The sequence below is a fragment of the Mesorhizobium sp. ESP6-5 genome (genome assembly GCF_020164695.1).
In the GTDB taxonomy this organism is placed as follows: Bacteria; Pseudomonadota; Alphaproteobacteria; order Rhizobiales; family Rhizobiaceae; genus Mesorhizobium; species Mesorhizobium australicum.
On record NZ_JAIUGR010000004.1, the window covers coordinates 1 to 17176 of the forward strand.

The 17176-nt window shown below is 65.0% G+C and carries 17 protein-coding genes and 1 pseudogene; 12 read left to right on the forward strand and 6 right to left on the reverse strand.

Annotation, left to right across the window (positions count from 1 at the left end):
- Together LB524_RS28970 and rph are read right to left on the reverse strand one after the other, a co-directional pair.
- Positions 1–83: pseudogene (locus LB524_RS28970) on the reverse strand (glyoxalase/bleomycin resistance/extradiol dioxygenase family protein); the annotation flags it as partial.
- Between the two features lie 182 nt (positions 84–265).
- The gene (gene rph, locus LB524_RS06935) at positions 266–982 is read right to left on the reverse strand and encodes a ribonuclease PH (RefSeq protein ID WP_015314794.1); all 717 of its coding nucleotides are present in this window, start codon (positions 980–982) and stop codon (positions 266–268) included.
- A gap of 155 nt (positions 983–1137) precedes the next feature.
- On the opposite strand from rph, the gene hrcA reads away from it, so the two are divergent.
- From hrcA to LB524_RS06965, 6 genes are all read left to right on the forward strand, one after another.
- Positions 1138–2220, forward strand: a complete 1083-nt coding sequence (gene hrcA, locus LB524_RS06940) for a heat-inducible transcriptional repressor HrcA (protein WP_015314793.1) — start codon at positions 1138–1140, stop codon at positions 2218–2220.
- A 102-nt stretch (positions 2221–2322) separates the two neighbouring features.
- On the forward strand, positions 2323–2520 hold the full coding sequence (locus LB524_RS06945; protein ID WP_015314792.1) for a hypothetical protein: 198 nt from the start codon (positions 2323–2325) through the stop codon (positions 2518–2520).
- Positions 2521–2604: 84 nt separating this feature from the next.
- The gene (locus LB524_RS06950; RefSeq protein ID WP_224524682.1) at positions 2605–3969 is read left to right on the forward strand and encodes a PQQ-dependent sugar dehydrogenase; all 1365 of its coding nucleotides are present in this window, start codon (positions 2605–2607) and stop codon (positions 3967–3969) included.
- A 116-nt stretch (positions 3970–4085) separates the two neighbouring features.
- Complete coding sequence (locus LB524_RS06955) at positions 4086–4703, forward strand: LysE family translocator (protein ID WP_140618139.1); 618 nt, start codon at positions 4086–4088, stop codon at positions 4701–4703.
- Positions 4704–4880: 177 nt separating this feature from the next.
- Positions 4881–5861: a cysteine synthase A gene (gene cysK / locus LB524_RS06960; RefSeq protein ID WP_140618137.1), complete on the forward strand. Its 981-nt coding sequence runs from the start codon at positions 4881–4883 to the stop codon at positions 5859–5861.
- 305 nt (positions 5862–6166) lie between these two features.
- The gene (locus LB524_RS06965; RefSeq protein WP_224524685.1) at positions 6167–6793 is read left to right on the forward strand and encodes a glutathione S-transferase family protein; all 627 of its coding nucleotides are present in this window, start codon (positions 6167–6169) and stop codon (positions 6791–6793) included.
- 36 nt (positions 6794–6829) lie between these two features.
- Here the strand turns inward: LB524_RS06965 and LB524_RS06970 are convergent, their stop codons facing one another.
- Together LB524_RS06970 and LB524_RS06975 are read right to left on the reverse strand one after the other, a co-directional pair.
- Entirely contained in the window at positions 6830–8074 is a 1245-nt protein-coding gene (locus LB524_RS06970; protein ID WP_140660506.1) for an RNA polymerase sigma factor, read from the reverse strand.
- 7 nt (positions 8075–8081) lie between these two features.
- Positions 8082–8450, reverse strand: coding sequence for a YciI family protein (locus LB524_RS06975; protein WP_015314786.1), 369 nt, complete (start codon positions 8448–8450; stop codon positions 8082–8084).
- 256 nt (positions 8451–8706) lie between these two features.
- Between LB524_RS06975 and LB524_RS06980 the strand changes: the two genes are divergently transcribed.
- The 3 genes from LB524_RS06980 to LB524_RS06990 all read left to right on the forward strand — a co-directional run bounded on the left by LB524_RS06980 (position 8707) and on the right by LB524_RS06990 (position 12301).
- Positions 8707–9666: a TAXI family TRAP transporter solute-binding subunit gene (locus LB524_RS06980; protein WP_224524687.1), complete on the forward strand. Its 960-nt coding sequence runs from the start codon at positions 8707–8709 to the stop codon at positions 9664–9666.
- A gap of 69 nt (positions 9667–9735) precedes the next feature.
- The gene (locus LB524_RS06985) at positions 9736–11841 is read left to right on the forward strand and encodes a TRAP transporter permease (protein ID WP_224524689.1); all 2106 of its coding nucleotides are present in this window, start codon (positions 9736–9738) and stop codon (positions 11839–11841) included.
- A gap of 76 nt (positions 11842–11917) precedes the next feature.
- Entirely contained in the window at positions 11918–12301 is a 384-nt protein-coding gene (locus LB524_RS06990; RefSeq protein WP_224524690.1) for a DUF1850 domain-containing protein, read from the forward strand.
- A gap of 167 nt (positions 12302–12468) precedes the next feature.
- On the opposite strand, the gene LB524_RS28795 is transcribed toward LB524_RS06990, so the two are convergent.
- Both LB524_RS28795 and LB524_RS06995 read right to left on the reverse strand, forming a co-directional pair.
- Complete coding sequence (locus tag LB524_RS28795; protein WP_263484918.1) at positions 12469–12594, reverse strand: hypothetical protein; 126 nt, start codon at positions 12592–12594, stop codon at positions 12469–12471.
- A gap of 2 nt (positions 12595–12596) precedes the next feature.
- Positions 12597–12737: a hypothetical protein gene (locus tag LB524_RS06995; protein ID WP_015314782.1), complete on the reverse strand. Its 141-nt coding sequence runs from the start codon at positions 12735–12737 to the stop codon at positions 12597–12599.
- 401 nt (positions 12738–13138) lie between these two features.
- Here LB524_RS06995 and LB524_RS07000 point away from each other — a divergent pair, with 401 nt between their 5' ends.
- From LB524_RS07000 to ligD, 3 genes are all read left to right on the forward strand, one after another.
- Complete coding sequence (locus LB524_RS07000) at positions 13139–13645, forward strand: ferritin-like domain-containing protein (protein WP_015314781.1); 507 nt, start codon at positions 13139–13141, stop codon at positions 13643–13645.
- Positions 13646–13754: 109 nt separating this feature from the next.
- A complete protein-coding gene (locus LB524_RS07005) occupies positions 13755–14624 on the forward strand; it encodes a Ku protein (protein WP_224524692.1) in 870 nt (289 codons plus the stop codon).
- 9 nt (positions 14625–14633) lie between these two features.
- Positions 14634–17174, forward strand: coding sequence for a DNA ligase D (gene ligD, locus LB524_RS07010; protein WP_224524695.1), 2541 nt, complete (start codon positions 14634–14636; stop codon positions 17172–17174).
- The last annotated feature ends 2 nt before the right edge of the window (positions 17175–17176 follow it).

Genomic DNA, 17176 nt, shown 5'->3' on the forward strand with positions numbered 1-17176 from the left:
CCGAGAATGTCGGTGTAGAAGTGCTCGGCGGCGTCGAGGTCGGTGACATAGAGGGCGGATTCAAGAATGGCAGAGGGAGTCACGAGGCACCCCCCTCTGGCCTGCCGGCCATCTCCCCCGCAAGGGGGGAGATTGGCAGCGTGAGCGCCGGCTCATGGTATTCTATGCTGATTATTGGCGAAGCTCTCGACAACAGCCGATCTCCCCCCTTGCGGGGGAGATGCCCGGCAGGGCAGAGGGGGGTGCCCAGGCTCCGCATGAAAAACTAAGCCACCGCCATCTGCTGCAGGCTGACCAACCGGGAAATGCCCTTCTTGGCCAGGCCCATCAAGGCCGCGAACTGCTCTTCGGAGAAAGGCTCGCCCTCGGCGGTGCCCTGGATCTCGACGATGCCGCCCTTGCCGGTCATGACGAAATTGGCGTCGGTGCCGGCCGAGGAATCCTCGATATAGTCGAGATCGATGACCGGCTGGCCGTCATGGATGCCGCAGGAAATCGCCGCGACATGATCCTTCAGCACTTTCGAAACACTGGCCATCTGCCGCGCTTCCATCCAGCGCAGGCAGTCATACAGCGCCACCCAGCCGCCGGTGATCGAAGCGGTGCGGGTGCCGCCATCGGCCTGGATGACGTCGCAGTCGACGGTGATCTGCTGTTCGCCCAGCGCCTGCAGGTCGACCACGGCGCGTAGCGAACGGCCGATCAGCCGCTGGATTTCCAGCGTGCGGCCGCCCTGCTTGCCGGCGGAGGCCTCGCGGCGCATGCGCTCGCCGGTCGAGCGCGGCAGCATGCCATATTCGGCCGTCACCCAGCCCTTGCCGGAATTGCGCATCCAGCCAGGCACCTTTTCCTCAAGGCTGGCGGTGCACAGGACATGCGTGTCGCCGAACTTCACCAGGCACGAGCCTTCGGCATGCTTGGAGACGCCGCGCTCGAAGGATATGGCGCGCATTTCGTCGAATTGGCGTTTGGAGGGGCGCATTCGGCCTGCTTTCTTGTCATTTTTTTGAATCGTGGCCGGCTTTTAGACGCATGCAGAGCACGGCGCAAAGGAAAAGGGGCGGTGACCCGACACAGACACCGGGTTGCGCGCGGCCCACCGAAGTCTATATCCTTGAACCGGAGGTTTTTAGCCGAATGACCAAGGCAGTCGATCCCGCCTCGCAGTCGCTGGCTCTTCAGTCGCTCGACATGCGCTCGCGCGACATCTTCCGGCGCATCGTCGATTCCTATCTGCGGGACGGCGAACCCGTGGGCTCGCGCAGCCTGTCGCGCATCCTGCCGTCCTCGCTGTCGCCCGCCACCATCCGCAACGTGATGAGCGACCTCGAGCATCTCGGGCTGATCTACGCGCCGCACATCTCGGCCGGGCGCCTGCCGACCCAGGCTGGCCTGCGTTTCTTCGTCGATGCCTTCATGGAGCTTGGCGACCTCTCCGACGAGGAGCGCCGCACCATCGAGGCGCAGGTGCGGGCCTCCGGCTCCGGCGCGACGCTGGAGCATATGCTGACCGAGGCCAGCCAGATGCTGTCGGGCATGTCGCGCGGCGCCGGCCTGGTGCTTGCCGCCAAGAACGAGGTGGCGCTCAAGCATATCGAATTCATCCAGCTGGAGCCGACCAAGGCGCTTGCCGTGCTGGTATCGCAGAATGGCGATGTCGAAAACCGTGTCGTCGAGCTGCCCGCCGGCATCACCGTCTCGCAACTGCACGAGGCCTCGAATTTCCTCAACGCGCATATCCGTGGCCGCACGCTGGCCGAGGCGCGCACCGAGATCGCCCGCATCAAGGAAGAGACGAGAGCCGCCCTCGACACGCTGTCGCAGGACCTCGTCGAGAAGGGGCTTGCGGTGTGGGCGGGCGCCGAAAGCGGCCTGCCTGCCCGGCTCATCGTGCGCGGCCGCGCCAATCTGCTGGAAAACGTCACCGCCCAGGCCGACATCGAACTCTTGCGCCACCTGTTCGAGGACATGGAAACGCAGGACGGGCTGATCCAATTGCTCGACCTCGCCGAGCAGGGATCGGGCGTGCGCATCTTCATCGGCTCGGAAAACAAGCTGTTCTCGCTGTCGGGCTCGTCGCTGGTGGTGGCGCCCTATCGCGACAAGGACGCCCGCGTCGTCGGCGCGCTCGGCGTCATCGGCCCGACAAGGCTGAACTATGCCCGCATCGTGCCGATGGTGGATTATACGGCACAGCTGATTTCCCGCATGCTGAGGTAAGGAGTCCGAGGAATTATTGCTTTGGTTTCCATGCCGGAATTCGACCGCGAACGACTTTCCTGGCGGGACCGTAATCCAGACAGGCTGCAAAGGAGAAAAAGAATGGCGCTGGAATCGTTCAAGGCCCAGATCAGTCTGCTGCTCGAGGAGATGGTCAACCAGCCGGAGGACCAGCACGAAATTCAGGAACAGCTGCGCGAAAAACTGCGCGAGATGCGCGCCATGGGCCTCCCATTGCCGGCCGATCTCGTTGAATTGGAAAAACGCCTGGACGACGATTTTTACGCTGCCGGGACCTGATCCGAGAAGTTTTGCGCATCGAGCGCAACGGAACCCACGAGCAAACCGATCGTTGCTTTCCTTCATGACGGATTGGAGGAAGTGATGCGATTGGCCGGACTGGCGCTGTCCGCACTGTTTGTCACGACCGCGGCGCTCGCCCAGCAAGCCGACCAGCCTGTGCTCAAAGGCCCGGCCGCCTTCGGCGACTGGCGGGCGGACAGGCCCGGCGTGCGCCGGCTGATCAAGCCGGAAGACCTGCCGAAACCCTATGTCACCAAATCCGCCTCCAACAGCGCCGGCGTGATCGACATGCCGGCGGACGCAAAGCCGCATTTGCCGCCGGGGTTTTCGGCCGAGTTGATCGCCTCGGGGATCGACAATCCGCGCGTCGTGCGCATCGCACCCAACGGCGACCTGTTCGTTGCCGACAGCAAGGCCAACCAGGTTCGGGTCTATCGCCTGGCGAAGGGCAGCGCGAAAGCCGCGGAGAAAAGCATCTTTGCCGGCGGTCTCAACCGGCCCTATGGCATTGCCTTCTATCCCCCGGGCAAGGACCCGCAATGGGTCTACGTCGCCAACAGCGACAGCATCGTGCGCTTTGCCTACGGCAATGGCGACCTGAAGGCCTCGGGCGAGCCGCAAACCATCGTCGCCGACATTCCTTCGACCCACCACTGGACCCGCGACATCGCCTTCTCGCCCGACGGCAAGACACTTTATCTTTCCGTCGGCTCCGGCTCGAATGTCGCCGAGGACATGGGCAAGAGGCCCAGGGGCGGGCTCGACGCCTGGGTGAAGGCTAAGCCGCTCGGCGCCAGTTGGGGTTCCGAGGCGGGCCGGGCCGAGGTCCGGGCCTTCGATCCCGACGGCAAGAACGGCCACACAGTCGCCACCGGCTTGCGCAACTGTTCGGGCATGACCGTCCAGCCGGCGACCGGCGCGCTATGGTGTGTCGTTAACGAGCGCGACGGGCTCGGCGACAATGTGCCCGCCGAATACGCGACATCGGTCAGGGAAGGCGCCTTCTATGGCTGGCCCTGGTATTATATCGGCGACAATGAGGACCCGCGCCACAGGGGCGAGCGCCCCGATCTCGCCGGCAAGGCTGACAGTCCCGACGTGCTGATGCAGGCGCATTCGGCGCCGCTCAATATCGCCTTCTACGATGGCAAGGATTTGCCCGCCGACACCGGCTTTCCCCAGGACTATCGAGGCGACGCCTTCGTTGCCCTGCACGGTTCGTGGAACCGCGGCAACAGGACCGGCTACAAGGTGGTCCGGCTTCTGTTCAAGGACGGCAAGCCAACCGGCGAATACGAGGATTTCATGACCGGCTTCGTCGTTTCGAACGGCGAGGTGTGGGGCCGCCCGGTCGGTGTTGCGGTGGCCGGCGACGGATCCTTGATCGTCTCCGAGGACGGCAACGGCACAATCTGGCGCGTGACTTATGGTGGCGACCGCTCCTGATCCTTGCTTGCGAACCGGGCCATGCCGTCTGGTGCAAGCGAATCCCGCGCTCAGGGGTTCACCTGGAGACCCGCCTCGTGCGACAAGGGTGCGACCGCCCTTGGACGCCAACGCCAATGACCCTCACCGGATTCCTCGCCTATAGCGCCGCTCTTGGTATCGCCGCCGCCATTCCTGGCCCCGGCATCACCGCGCTGGTCGCGCGTGCGCTGGGCTCGGGCTTTCGCTCGTCGCTGGCCATGTCCTTCGGCCTCATGCTGGGCGATCTCACCTACCTGACCGCCGTGGTGCTGGGCCTCGCCTTCGTCGCGCAGGAATTCGGCATGGTTTTCCTGGCCATCAAATGGGCCGGCGTCGCCTACCTGGCTTTCCTCGGCTGGCGCTTCTGGACCGCCGGCATCACACCCGAAACCGTCGAAGCCAGGAAGGGAAAGGGCGGCTTGCTGTCGAGCTTCGTCGCCGGCCTCACCGTGACGCTCGGCAACCCCAAGACGATGATCTTCTACCTCGCCATCACGCCGACCATCGTCGACCTGAAGACGATCACGCTTGCCGATTACGGCATTCTCGTCGCGCTGACGGTCGTCGTCCTGTTCGTCGTGCTGGTGCCTTACCTGGCGCTGGCGGCCAAGGCGCGCTGGTTCCTGAAGTCGCCGCGCGCGCTGAAGGTGCTGAACCGCACCGCCGGCGCCTTCATGGTTGGCGCAGCGGCGGCGATCGCCGCTCGTCAGTAGGTCGTTTCGGCCAAACCATTCCCTGCCCCGGCTGTTTCGGGAAATGCTTTTCCGAGGGCCAGGCGTTTTCAGCACGCGCCCCACTCGGATATTTTCCAGCCGCAGCCTATCTTGCGCGGTTGAAAGCCCTATTCTGTCGGCTACTGCCAATTGCCTGAAATCCAGGGAGCGAAACCAATGAACAAGCCCGTCACTTCAGCCCGCGTACCCGGCCGCGGCCGTATCTACGATTCCATCACCGACACGATCGGCGACACACCCCTGGTACGGCTCGACAAGTTCGCCAAGGAGAAGGGCATCGTCGCCAATCTGGTCGCCAAGCTCGAATTCTTCAATCCGATCGCCTCGGTCAAGGACCGTATCGGCGTGGCGATGATCGAGGCGCTGGAAGCGGCCGGCAAGATTGCCCCCGGCAAGACCACGCTGATCGAACCGACATCCGGCAACACCGGCATCGCGCTCGCCTTCGCCGCCGCCGCCAAGGGCTACAAGCTGATCCTGACCATGCCGGAGACGATGTCGGTCGAGCGCCGCAAGATGCTGGCGCTGCTCGGCGCCGAGCTGGTGCTGACCGAAGGCCCGAAAGGCATGAAGGGCGCCATCGCCAAGGCCGACGAACTGGCCGCGACGATCCCCAACGCCATCATTCCGCAGCAGTTCGAAAACCCGGCCAATCCAGAGATCCATCGCAAGACGACGGCGGAGGAAATCTGGAACGACACCCAGGGCGGGATCGACATCTTCATCGCCGGCATCGGCACTGGCGGCACCATCACCGGCGTCGGCCAGGTTTTGAAGAAGCGCAAGCCCGCGCTGCATGTCGTCGCCGTCGAGCCGGATGCTTCGCCGGTGCTGTCGGGCGGCCAGCCCGGCCCGCACAAGATCCAGGGCATCGGCGCCGGCTTCGCGCCAAAAATCCTCGACACCACGGTCTATGACGAGATCGTCAAGGTCTCGAACGAGGACTCGGTCGCCAATGCGCGCCTCATCGCCCGCCTCGAAGGCGTGCCGGTCGGCATCTCCTCGGGCGCGGCCCTGCAGGCGGCCATCGTCGTCGGCTCGCGCCCAGAGAACAAGGGCAAGACCCTGGTCGTGGTCATCCCCGATTTCGCCGAGCGGTATCTGTCGACGATCCTGTTCGAGGGGCTGGGGGCTTAGGCCTCGATACCCAAGAACAGCAGCGCTGGCGGGCCAGCGCCCTCAGGGGGGAGATTGGCAGTTTCAGCCCCGCGTCCTTTCTTCAGCGCCAAAATTGGCGAAAACGTTCGTGACATCCGATCTCCCCCCTTGAGGGGGAGATGTCCGGCAGGACAGAGGGGGCGCTGGCCCGCTAGCGTGGCTTGTTTAGCGTCCTGAGCCTGGCCCGTTGAAAAACCTGCCGTGGAGTCCTTACCCGACTTGAGTAGCCCCTGCTTCCGGTGCAAATCTCGAGCGCGCCCTGGTTCGGGCCGGGGGAGGATTTCATGTACAAGCTCTACACGCGTCCGGGCAGCGGCGGCTTTGTCGTCGAGGCGGCGCTGGCGCTGATCGATGCGCCTTTCCAGCAGATCGACGTGCCGAAGAGCGAGGCGCCCGATCCGGCCTTCCTCGCCATCAGCCCGTTGAACCAGGTGCCGGTGCTGACCTTGCCGGACGGACGCTCTATCACCGAATCGGCGGCGATCTGCATCCTGCTCGCCGAGCGTCACCCGCAAGCCGGCTTGGCACCGGCCGCCGATGAACCGGCGCGCGCGGAGTTCCTGCGCTGGATGGCGTTCATGTCCTCGGTGCTCTACCCGGCGATGCTGCGGCTCTACTACGCCCATCGCTACACGACGGATGCCGAGGGCACGAAGGCGGTGAAACAGGCGGCGGTCGCCGAGATGGACCGCGGGTTTGCCGTCGTCGATGCAGCCTTGCGCAACCGCGACTGGCTCGCCGGCGATCAGATGTCGCTGGCCGACATCTATCTCGTCATGCTGGTGGCCTGGCATCCCGACATCGACATGGCGCGGGCGGCTTGGCCCGGTATCGAACGCCTGTGGGCGCGGTTGCGCGAGCATCCGCTCATGAAGACGCTCAACACGTCGCACGAGATGTGGCCGGCCTGAACGAGGTGGTCCGAAATGCCGCCCGCGCCCGGGAGCTCATTGGATGAGAGCGGCGCGTCTTGCCTGCAGGAAGCGGCGCACCGCCGGATCGCGCTCTAAGCCGATCGCCCGATCATAGGCCTCGAGCGCCTGCGGTGCCTGGCCGAGCCTGGCCAGCAGGCCGGCTCGCGCGGCCCAGTAGGGCTGGTAGTCATTGAGCCGCTTGTCGTCTCCCAGCACGTAAAGAGCCGCCAACCCCGCCACCGCGCCCTCGGTCTCTGCGATCGCCACCGCGCGGTTGATCGCCACGACCGGTGATCCCGCGATCGAAAACAGCGCTTCGTAGAGCGCGCGGATCGCCGCCCAGTCGGTGCGGCCGCTCAGTCGTCGCGCCACATGCGCCGACTGGACCGCCGCCTCGAGCTGATAGCGGCCGATCGTGCCCATGGCGGCGGCACGGCGGAGCAGGGCTTCGGCCTCGTCGACCAGGGCGTGATCCCACAGTGCATGGTCCTGCTCGGCGAGCGGCACATACTCTCCGGCCGTGTCGCGACGCGCGGCGCGGCGCGCTTCGGCGAACAGCATCAGCGACAGCAGGCCCAGCGCTTCCGGCTCTTGCGGCAGCAGCGAGGCCACCAGCCGGCCGAGCCAGATGCCTTCGGTGGCGAGGTTCCGGCGCCGCGTCTCGGTACCGGCCGGGTCGGACCAGCCCTCGGCGAAAGCGGCGTAGATTGCCTCCAGCACCGCGTCCAGCCTTTCGCCGAGTTCGGCTCGCTCCGGTACGCGGAACGGAATGCCGGTCTCGCGGATGCGGCTCTTGGCGCGCACCAGGCGCTGCCCCATCGTTGACGGCGAGAGCAGGAAAGCGGAAGCGATCGTCGCGGCATCGAAGCCGAGGATGGTCTGCAGGATCAGCGGCGCCCGCACGCCGGGTTCGATCGCCGGATGGGCGCAGGCGAACATCAGCCGCAATCGTTCGTCGGGCAGGTCCTCATCGGTCATGCGCGCCTCCGCCTCCTCGGCAATCAGCTTGAGATGGTCGCGGCCGGCTTCGCTGGTCAGCCGCCGCCGCACCGCATCGACACGCCGCCGCCTTGCCACCGCGAGCAACCAGGCTTCCGGCTTTTCCGGCACGCCGGTGCGCGGCCAGCGTTCAAGCGCCGCCGCAAAGGCGTCGGCCAGAGCATCCTCCGCGGCAGCCACGTCGCGCGTGCGCGCCGCCAGCCAGGCGACCAGCTTGCCGTAGCTCTGCCGGGCGGCCGTCTCGGCGGCCACCCGGGCAATTTCGGGGCGTGTGTCCATCACGCCGTCATTTCCTGGGCAGATAGTCGGCCATTTCCCAGATCGGCCGCACCTCGACAGTCCCGGTGCTGGCCGCCGGACAGCGCGCCGCCCAGGCGATCGCGGCGTCGGCGTCCTCGGCCTCGATCATGTAGAAGCCGGCAAGCTGCTCCTTGGTGTCGGCATAGGGGCCGTCGAGCACGCTGGTCTTGCCGTCAGTCATCCGGACCAGGGTGGTCGCCTGGCTCGGGCGCAGCCTGTCGCCGGCCAGCCAGGTGCCGGACTTCTTCAGCGCTTCCGTGTAGGCGTCATAGGCGGCGCTCATCTGATAGGTCGCCTCGGTCGGCACGTTCGCCATCGCGGCTTCGTCGGCGTAGATCATAAGCATGTATCGCATGGGTCTTCTCCCGTGGTTTCGAAGGCCGCTTCGTTGCGGGCCGAACGTATGTCGCGCGACCTTGGCCGATTTCGACAGGCGCTGGAAAAACTTTCGGCTCCGGCCGCGCCTTGTGCAAGCGGGCATATGTTTGGCGACACTCTCAACCATTCGTCTAACGAGCGGAATTGCGGGTTGGCATTTCCCCTCCGCTGTCTAAACTCGCCCGGTTCGCGTCAGGGAGGCGATGCGGCCAATATTTCAGGGAGGAAACCGGATGTTGAATTTCAGAAAGACGTTTATTGCTGCCGGCGCGATGGCGCTTTCCCTTGGCCTTGGTGCGGTGTCCGCTACTGCGCAGGAATTCATCAATGTGCTGACCGGCGGCACTTCGGGCGTCTATTATCCGCTCGGCGTGGCACTGTCGGAAATCTACGGCAAGGGCATCGAGGGCGCCCGCACCCAGGTGCAGGCGACCAAGGCCTCGGTCGAGAACCTCAACCTCCTGCAGCAGGGCAAGGGCGAGATCGCGTTCGCGCTCGGCGATTCCGTCAAGATGGCCGCCGAGGGCAATGCCGAGGCCGGCTTCCCCGGCAAGCTGGACAAGCTGCGCGGCATCGCCGCCATCTATCCCAATTACATCCAGATCGTCGCCAGCCAGGAATCCGGCATCAAGACGCTCGCCGACCTCAAGGGCAAGAGCCTGTCGGTCGGCGCGCCGGCATCGGGCACCGAGCTCAACGCGCGGGCCATCTTCGCCGCCGCCGGGCTGAAATACGAGGACCTCGGCCGCGTCGAATACCTGCCCTTCGCCGAATCGGTCGAGCTGATCAAGAACCGCCAGCTCGACGCCACGCTGCAATCGGCCGGGCTGGGCGTCGCCTCGATCCGCGATCTCGCCACCTCCTTGCCGATCAATGTCGTTGCGGTGCCGGCCGAAGACGTCGCCAAGATCGGCTCGCCCTATCTGTCGGTGGTCATTCCCAAGGGCACCTATGAGGGCCAGACGGAGGATGTCGCCACAGCCGCCGTCGGCAATTTCCTCATCACCCGGGCCGATGTCTCGGATGAGACCGCCTACCAGATGACCAAGCAGATGTTCGAGCATCTCGACCAGCTTGCCGCCGCGCACGCCGCCGCCAAGGCGATCGACCCGGCCAAGGCCCTCGACGGCATGCCGGTGCCGCTGCATCCGGGCGCGGAGCGGTATTACAAGGAGAAGGGGCTGCTGAAGTAGGCGAGGACTATCTGAGATGTCTTCGCGACGCGCCTCGCACTATCATTCGCTCATTTTGGAGTGCGTCGGATGAGCGAAGCAGTCGACGGCAAATCCTCCACCTTCCATCTCCCCGTCGCCGAAGAGCAGGTCGAAGGACTGCCGCCGGGTTTCGGCGACGGCATCGCCGGCAAGGCGGCCTTCGCCATCGCGGTCGCTTTTTCCGCCTTCCAGATCTACATCGCCGCCTATGGCAGCCTGCCGAGCCAGGTGGTGCGGGCCATGCATGTCGGTTTCCTGCTGCTGCTCGGCTTCGGCCTGATCGCCAATCTGCGCGCCACCAGCCTGCCGGCCAAGGCCGCGTTCTGGACGCTGGGCGTGCTCGGCTTCGGCACCGGCCTGTACAATTGGGTGTTCTATACCGACCTCATCCGGCGCTCCGGCTTCCTCACCACGCCGGACCTGATCGTCGGCGCGGTGCTGGTGGTGCTGGTCTTCGAGGCGGCGCGCCGGCTGATGGGGCTGCCGCTGGCGGCCATCGCCTTCATCTTTCTCGCCTATTGCTTCGTCGGCAATCATCTGCCCCCGCCCTTCATCCATCGCGGCTATGACTTCGCCCAGCTGGTCGACACCTTCGCCTACGGCACCGAAGGCATTTACGGCACGCCGATCTATGTCTCGGCCGCCTATATCTTCATCTTCGTCGTCTTTGCCGCCTTCCTCGAACGCGCCGGGATGATCGCGCTGTTCAACGATTTCGCGCTCGGCCTGGTCGGCACCTGGCGCGGCGGCCCGGCGCAGGTCTGCGTGCTGTCCTCGGCGCTGATGGGCACCATTTCCGGTTCCGGCGTCGCCAATGTGGTGGCCAGCGGCCAGTTCACGATTCCCTTGATGAAGCGCTTCGGCTTCCGCTCGGCCTTCGCCGGCGCCGTCGAGGCGACCTCCTCGATGGGCGGCCAGATCATGCCGCCGGTGATGGGCGCGGTCGCCTTCATCATGGCCGAGACGCTGAACATCCCCTATGCCGATGTGGTCAAGGCGGCCATCATCCCGGCGCTGCTCTATTTCGGCGCCTGTTTCTGGCAGGTGCATCTGGAGGCAGGCAAGGCCGGCCTGCGTGGCATGGCCAAGGCGGACCTGCCCAACCCCTGGGACGCGGTGCGACAGCACTGGCCGCTGGTGCTGCCGCTGGCGGCGCTGATCTATCTGCTGTTCGCCGGCTACACACCTGTCTTCGCGGGTACGATGGGCCTGGCGCTGACCATCGTGCTGATCCTCGGCACGCCGCTGGCGGCGCTGATCGGGCCGCTCGCCTTCCGCGTCGTCTTCTGGCTGGCGCTGGGGCTTGCCGCCGCCTCCTTCATGAAATTCGGCGTCAACATCCTCAGCCTTGTCATCGCCGCACTCGTCATTGCCTGCCTTGCCTTCAGGGGTGGCCGCGAGACGCTGCGGATCTGCATCGACTCGCTTGCCGAAGGCGCCAAGAACGCGCTGCCGGTCGGCATTGCCTGCGCCATCGTCGGCATCGTCATCGGCACGCTGACGCTGACCGGCATCGCCTCGACCTTCATCGGCTGGATCATCTCGATCGGCGAGAACAATCTGTTCCTGTCGCTGGTGCTGACCATGCTGACCTGCCTGGTGCTCGGCATGGGCATCCCGACCATCCCCAACTACATCATCACCTCGTCGCTGGCCGGGCCGGCGCTGCTATCGCTCGGCGTGCCGCTGGTGGTCAGCCACATGTTCGTCTTCTATTTCGGCATCATGGCCGACCTGACGCCGCCGGTGGCGTTGGCCGCCTTTGCCGCCGCACCCATGGCCAAGGAGAGCGGCCTCAAGATCGGTATCCAGGCGACAAAACTAGCCATCGCCGGTTTCGTCGTTCCGTTCATGGCGGTCTACACGCCGGCGCTGATGCTGCAGGACGCCGGACCGATCGCCGCCCAGTTCGGTTATCCCGTCGAGGTCACCTACATCGTTCTCAAGGCCTGCATGGGCATCGTGCTGTGGGGCGCCGCCGCCGTCGGCTTCCTTGCCACGCGCATGGCCTGGTGGGAACGGCTGGTCGCCTTCGCCGCCGGCGTGCTGCTGGTGGCGGCGGTGCCGCTGACCGACGAGACCGGCTGGGCGCTGTCGCTGGCCTGGATCGGCTGGCATGTCTGGCGTGCCCGGCAGGCGCCGGCCAGGGCATGATCCCGAAGCGAAGGTCGGCGAACGCAAAATGCGGCACCCGGCTGGCGGCGGCGATCCTGCTCAGGCGAGAAACCGCATGAGCCTGTGCATCTTCGCCGCCGGCAAGAGCGTGACGCTCGGCGTTGCCGCCTTCACCCTGTCCTGGACGCATTCGGTGGAGCGGACACGCTGGGAGGAAGACTGGAAGGTGACGCCCTCCGGCCTGCAAGTGGTCGAGGCCCGTATCAAGGGCTCGGGTGCCGGCATGGAGCCGCCGGAAGGTGCGGTGCTGAAGGATGGCTGGTGGGCCTATTCGCCCAAGGTCGGGCCGCAGCCCCGTCTCGTGCTGGCGGCCTCCGGCGCGACGGCCGGTGGCTGGACGCTGTGCACGTCCCAGGATTGCCGCGAACTGGGTAGGGCGGCGGGCGGCGCGATTGTGCTCCAACCTTGTGTGGCCGATCGCTTGAGCCGGCCGCGGTAGCGCGCATTCATCCGATTGGCCGCAACCAGGCGCGACGCTCTCGAAGAGGATCAGCGGCTGCACCGAAGGGTTCAGAGGGGCGGCTTGCCTGGGGAGGGCTCGTCCGCGGCGGTCACGCTGGCCTCGGCTGCTTATGTCCTATGACATCAAGCCGGCCGATGGCGGCATCAAAGACGCGGCGTTGCCGCACGCCGCCGGTCGGCCAGGACAGGGCGTTCGGCGCGATAGGCGGTGGCGCGGCTGTCGGCGTCCGGCCTGCAGATGCGGCTGTTGTGTCGGCTTTCGAAGCTCATGGTCAGTGCGCGCCCAGCGACGTGCCGCGACGGGCGCAGGCCGGACCGGGGCCACGCATGTAATAGCGCTCGGGCCGATAGGTCGGCGCGACGAATTCGCGGATAGCGGCGGCATAGCCGATGAGTTGCGTGAGGAAGTTCATTTTACCTGGTCCCTGTCCCGATTTTCGGACGTCCCTTCCGAAGTGCGAGAACGATAGCATCGAGGCGTGAATACTCAGTGAACGTGATGTTAATTTTTGGTCGAAAACCCGTCGCTTCATGGCCGGATTGCGGCTGATTCGGGGTGTTTCGACGCCTTTTGTCACCATTTCGGTTGGTGTGACTTTTGCATCACATATGTTTCGTTTGAATGTCGCCTTGGCGCGCTTGTGTTTCAACTTTCGTGCCGCCCGGGAATTTCCTGCCGTGCGGCCGCGAGCGCTCGGAACCGGCCCCACCAATGGACGTTGAGTTCCAAGAACCGGCATTGCCGGCTCACAGGCACTGCCCAGGCAAGGCCGGGATCTCCCGAACAAGCAAGAGCAATGGAAAGGTTGAAATCATGGGCTTCTTTTCGAAGGACATCAAAACGCTGGACGACCTCTTCGTGCACACGCTGCGCGACATCTATTATGCCGAAAAGCAGATCGAGAAGGCGCTGCCGAAGATGGTCGACAAGGCAACCGATCCGCAATTGAAGGCCGGCTTCGAAAAACACCTCGAGCAGACCAAGGGCCATATCGAACGCGTCGAGCAGGTGTTCGAGCTGCATGGCGTCAAGGCCAAGCAGGTCAACTGCCCGGCCATCGACGGCATTCTCGAGGAGGCCGACGACGTCAGCGGCGATGTCGACGACAAGGACGTTCTGGATGCCGCGCTGATCGCCTCCGCGCAGGCCGTCGAGCACTATGAAATGACCCGCTACGGCACCTTGATCGCCTGGGCCAAGCAGCTCGGCCGCAGCGACTGCGCCAATGTGCTGGCCAAGAATCTCAAGGAAGAGCAGGCGACGGATCGCAAGCTGACCGAAATCGCGGAAAGCAAGATCAACCTGCAGGCCGCCGAATAGAGGCTGAAGGCCGGGGCCGGCGGCAACCGCGCCGGCCCCGGCCCGACCGGGTTGGAACCGAGCGAGGTGGTCGCCCGTTCCAGCTGATCTTTCTCACGGGGAAATCATCATGGCGCCGCGCCCGGCCTGGAAAGGCTATCTGAAGCTCTCGCTGGTCACCTGCGCCATCGAACTCACCAACGTGGTCACCCATGCCGACAAGGTCTCGTTCCACATCCTGAACCGCAAGACCGGCAATACGGTGAAGCGGATCTATGTCGACGCCGAGACCGGCAAACCGGTCGAGGACGGCGACGAGATCAAGGGATACGAGATCGAAAAGGGCGACTTCGTCCATATAGAGGAGGACGAGATCGAGGCGGTGCAGATCGAAACCTCGCACACGATGAGCCTCGACGGCTTCGTCGACAAATCCTCGATCCGGCAGATCTATCTCGACACCCCCTACTATGTCGCGCCGGCCGACAAGGTTTCGGAGGAGGCGTTCGCCGTCATCCGCGACGCGATGGCGGGCAAGAAGATGGCCGGGCTGGCGCGCATCGTCCTTTATCGACGCGAGCGTCCGGTGGTCATCGAGCCGCTCGGCAAGGGCATGGTGCTGACCACGCTGCGCTACGACAACACGGTGCGCCAGCCGGAGACCGTCTTCGGCGACATCGAGGCGGTGAAGACCGACCAGGAGATGACCGATCTGGCCGAGCTCATCATTGACAAGAAGAAGACCAAGTTCGATCCCTCGAAATTCGACGACAAATATGAGGAAGCCCTGCTCGAGCTGATCCGCGCCAAGAAGGCGGGGCACAAGGCGCCCAAGGCCAAGGAGGCGCCCAAACCCTCCAATGTCGTCAACCTGTTCGACGCGCTGAAGAAGAGCTTGTCGTCGGATTCGGCGCCGACCAAGTCGTCCCCGGCGAAAGCCAAGCCGGCGGCCAAACGTGCCAAGGCGAAAAGCGTTGCGCCGAAGCGCAAATCGGCCTGAGGATACGAGATGGCCAGCAGCCTCGAACAGTATCATTCGAAGCGTGACTTCAAGAAGACCGCCGAGCCGGCGGGCAAGGTTGCGCGCGGCAAGAAGGCCGGCGGCATCTTCGTCGTCCAGAAGCATGCCGCCACAAGGCTGCATTACGATTTTCGCCTCGAGCATGACGGCGTGCTGTGGAGCTGGGCGGTGACGCGCGGTCCGAGCCTCGATCCGCACGAAAAGCGGCTGGCCGTGCATGTCGAGGACCATCCCATCGACTATGCCGGCTTCGAAGGCACCATCCCCAAGGGCGAGTATGGCGGCGGCTCGGTCCTCGTCTGGGACGAGGGCACCTGGATGCCCGAGGGCGATCCGGCCAAGATGATGGCGAAGGGGCACATCAACTTCGAGCTCGAGGGCCACAAGCTGCGTGGCAAGTGGCATCTGGTGCGGCTGCGGCCGCGGCCCGGCGAAAAACGCGACAACTGGCTGCTGATCAAGTCGGACGATGCCGCCGCACGCCCCGGCGAGGATATTCTGCAAGACGAGCCGAAATCGGTGAAATCAGGCCTGACGATCGAGGAGGTCGGCGAAGGCAAGGCGGCCAAGGGCGAGAAGCCGAAGGTCTGGCATTCGAACAAGCCGGCCGCCGGCAAGGCCAAGACCGGCGGCAAGAAGCTCGATTTCATCGAGCCACAACTCGCCACGCTGGAGCGCGACGCACCGTCGGGCCAGGACTGGCTGCATGAGGTGAAGTTCGACGGCTACCGCATGCAGGCGCAGATCGCCGGCACCGACGTTCGGCTCCTGACCCGCACCGGGCTGGACTGGACGGAAAAATTCGGCGGCGAGATCGCGGCCGAACTCGCCGGGCTGAAATGCAGCGACGCCATCCTCGACGGCGAGATCGTCGTGCTGGCCGACAGCGGCGTGTCGTCCTTCGCGCTGCTGCAGCAGGATCTGTCGGCGAAGCGGACGAACCGCTTCATCTATTACGTCTTCGACCTGATGCGGCTCGACGGCAAGGATTTGCGCCGCGAGCCGCTTGTCGAGCGCAAGCAGGCCCTGCAGGCGCTGCTCGGCGAGCCGTCCGACACCGCGGCGGTGCGTTTTTCCGACCATTTTGCCGAACCCGGCAAGATCATGCTGGAACATGCCTGCCGCATGGGGCTGGAAGGCGTCGTCTCAAAACGCGCCGATGCGCCCTACCGCAGCGGGCGCGGTCCGGCATGGGTCAAATCGAAATGCACGGCACGGCAGGAATTCGTCATTGGCGGCTATCTGCCGTCGGACAAGACCGGGCGCGGCCTGCGCTCGCTGCTGGTCGGCTATTTCGAAGGCGGCAGCCTGCACTATGCCGGCCGTGTCGGCACCGGCTTCTCCACCAAGAGCGCCAACGACCTGAAGAAGAAGCTCGATGCGCTGAAGGCGGACGCCTCGCCCTTCGATGCGGCCGTGCCGAAGGGCAAGGGCCTGGTCTGGGTCAAGCCGGAACTGGTCGGCGAAGTGGAGTTTCGCAGCTGGACGTCGGACCGTATAATACGCCATGCTTCGTTCCAGGGGCTGCGCGAGGACAAGCCGGCGGAGGAAGTCGTGCAGGAAAAGCCCAATGCAACGGGAACAGGGGCAACGGGAACCAAGACAGCGACAGGCAAAAGCCCCGCCAAGGCCAAGCCGGCGGCAGGCAGCGCCAATACGGCGGCAACGGCGGCGAAAACCAGCGTGAAGCTCTCCCACCCGGACAAGCTTCTGTGGCCCGACGAAAAGATCTCGAAGCAGGCCCTGCTCGATCACTACGCGCTGGTATGGCCGCGCATGAAGCAATTCGTGGTCGACCGCCCGCTCAGCCTGGTCAGGGCGCCCGATGGTGTCGGCGGCCAGCGCTTCTTCCAGAAGCATGCCTCGCCCGGCATGCATGCGAAGATCGAGAAGACCAAGGATCCCACGGATGGCGAGGAAATCCTGTTCATCCGCGATTTCGACGGCATCGCGGCGCTGGTCCAGCTCGGCGTGGTCGAGATCCACATCTGGGGCTGCACCATCGACAAGCTTGAACAGCCCGACCAGATCGTCTTCGACCTCGACCCCGACGAGGGCGTCGACGTGAAGGCGGTGCGCGAGGCGGCGCTCGACATCAGGGGCAAGCTCGACGAGCTGTCGCTGCCCAATTTCGTCAAGACATCAGGCGGCAAGGGCTTTCACGTCGTCGTTCCGCTGAAGCCGTCGGCGGATTGGGCCGAGGTCAAAGGCTTCGCCCATGATTTCGCCAGGGCGCTGGAGCAAGGCGCGCCGGACCGTTACACCGCGACGCTGTCGAAGAAGGCGCGCACGGGGAAGATCTTCGTCGACTACCTGCGCAACGGCAGCGGCGCGACCACCGTCGCGCCCTACTCCTCGCGCGCCAAGAAGGGCGCGACGGTGTCGATGCCGGTGACATGGGCCGAGATCGAGGCCGGCCTGCCGCCGAACGCCTTCCCGATCGGCGACAAGACGACGCTGAAACGGCTCTCGGAAGCCGATCCGTGGGTGGATTTCTTCAAGAAGGGGAAGGTGCTGAAGCGCGGCTAGCT

Excerpts from the sequence above, each read along its gene's own strand:
- hrcA (WP_015314793.1), top strand. The coding sequence starts at position 1,138 with ATGACCAAGGCAGTCGATCCCGCCTCGCAGTCGCTGGCTCTTCAGTCG.
- LB524_RS06965 (WP_224524685.1), top strand. The coding sequence starts at position 6,167 with ATGTACAAGCTCTACACGCGTCCGGGCAGCGGCGGCTTTGTCGTCGAG.
- LB524_RS06955 (WP_140618139.1), top strand. The coding sequence starts at position 4,086 with ATGACCCTCACCGGATTCCTCGCCTATAGCGCCGCTCTTGGTATCGCC.
- LB524_RS07000 (WP_015314781.1), top strand. The coding sequence starts at position 13,139 with ATGGGCTTCTTTTCGAAGGACATCAAAACGCTGGACGACCTCTTCGTG.
- LB524_RS06950 (WP_224524682.1), top strand. The coding sequence starts at position 2,605 with ATGCGATTGGCCGGACTGGCGCTGTCCGCACTGTTTGTCACGACCGCG.
- LB524_RS06980 (WP_224524687.1), top strand. The coding sequence starts at position 8,707 with ATGTTGAATTTCAGAAAGACGTTTATTGCTGCCGGCGCGATGGCGCTT.
- LB524_RS07005 (WP_224524692.1), top strand. The coding sequence starts at position 13,755 with ATGGCGCCGCGCCCGGCCTGGAAAGGCTATCTGAAGCTCTCGCTGGTC.
- LB524_RS06985 (WP_224524689.1), top strand. The coding sequence starts at position 9,736 with ATGAGCGAAGCAGTCGACGGCAAATCCTCCACCTTCCATCTCCCCGTC.
- LB524_RS28795 (WP_263484918.1), bottom strand. The coding sequence starts at position 12,594 with ATGAGCTTCGAAAGCCGACACAACAGCCGCATCTGCAGGCCGGACGCC.
- LB524_RS06995 (WP_015314782.1), bottom strand. The coding sequence starts at position 12,737 with ATGAACTTCCTCACGCAACTCATCGGCTATGCCGCCGCTATCCGCGAA.
- LB524_RS06970 (WP_140660506.1), bottom strand. The coding sequence starts at position 8,074 with ATGGACACACGCCCCGAAATTGCCCGGGTGGCCGCCGAGACGGCCGCC.
- LB524_RS06975 (WP_015314786.1), bottom strand. The coding sequence starts at position 8,450 with ATGCGATACATGCTTATGATCTACGCCGACGAAGCCGCGATGGCGAAC.
- LB524_RS06945 (WP_015314792.1), top strand. The coding sequence starts at position 2,323 with ATGGCGCTGGAATCGTTCAAGGCCCAGATCAGTCTGCTGCTCGAGGAG.
- rph (WP_015314794.1), bottom strand. The coding sequence starts at position 982 with ATGCGCCCCTCCAAACGCCAATTCGACGAAATGCGCGCCATATCCTTC.
- ligD (WP_224524695.1), top strand. The coding sequence starts at position 14,634 with ATGGCCAGCAGCCTCGAACAGTATCATTCGAAGCGTGACTTCAAGAAG.
- cysK (WP_140618137.1), top strand. The coding sequence starts at position 4,881 with ATGAACAAGCCCGTCACTTCAGCCCGCGTACCCGGCCGCGGCCGTATC.
- LB524_RS06990 (WP_224524690.1), top strand. The coding sequence starts at position 11,918 with ATGAGCCTGTGCATCTTCGCCGCCGGCAAGAGCGTGACGCTCGGCGTT.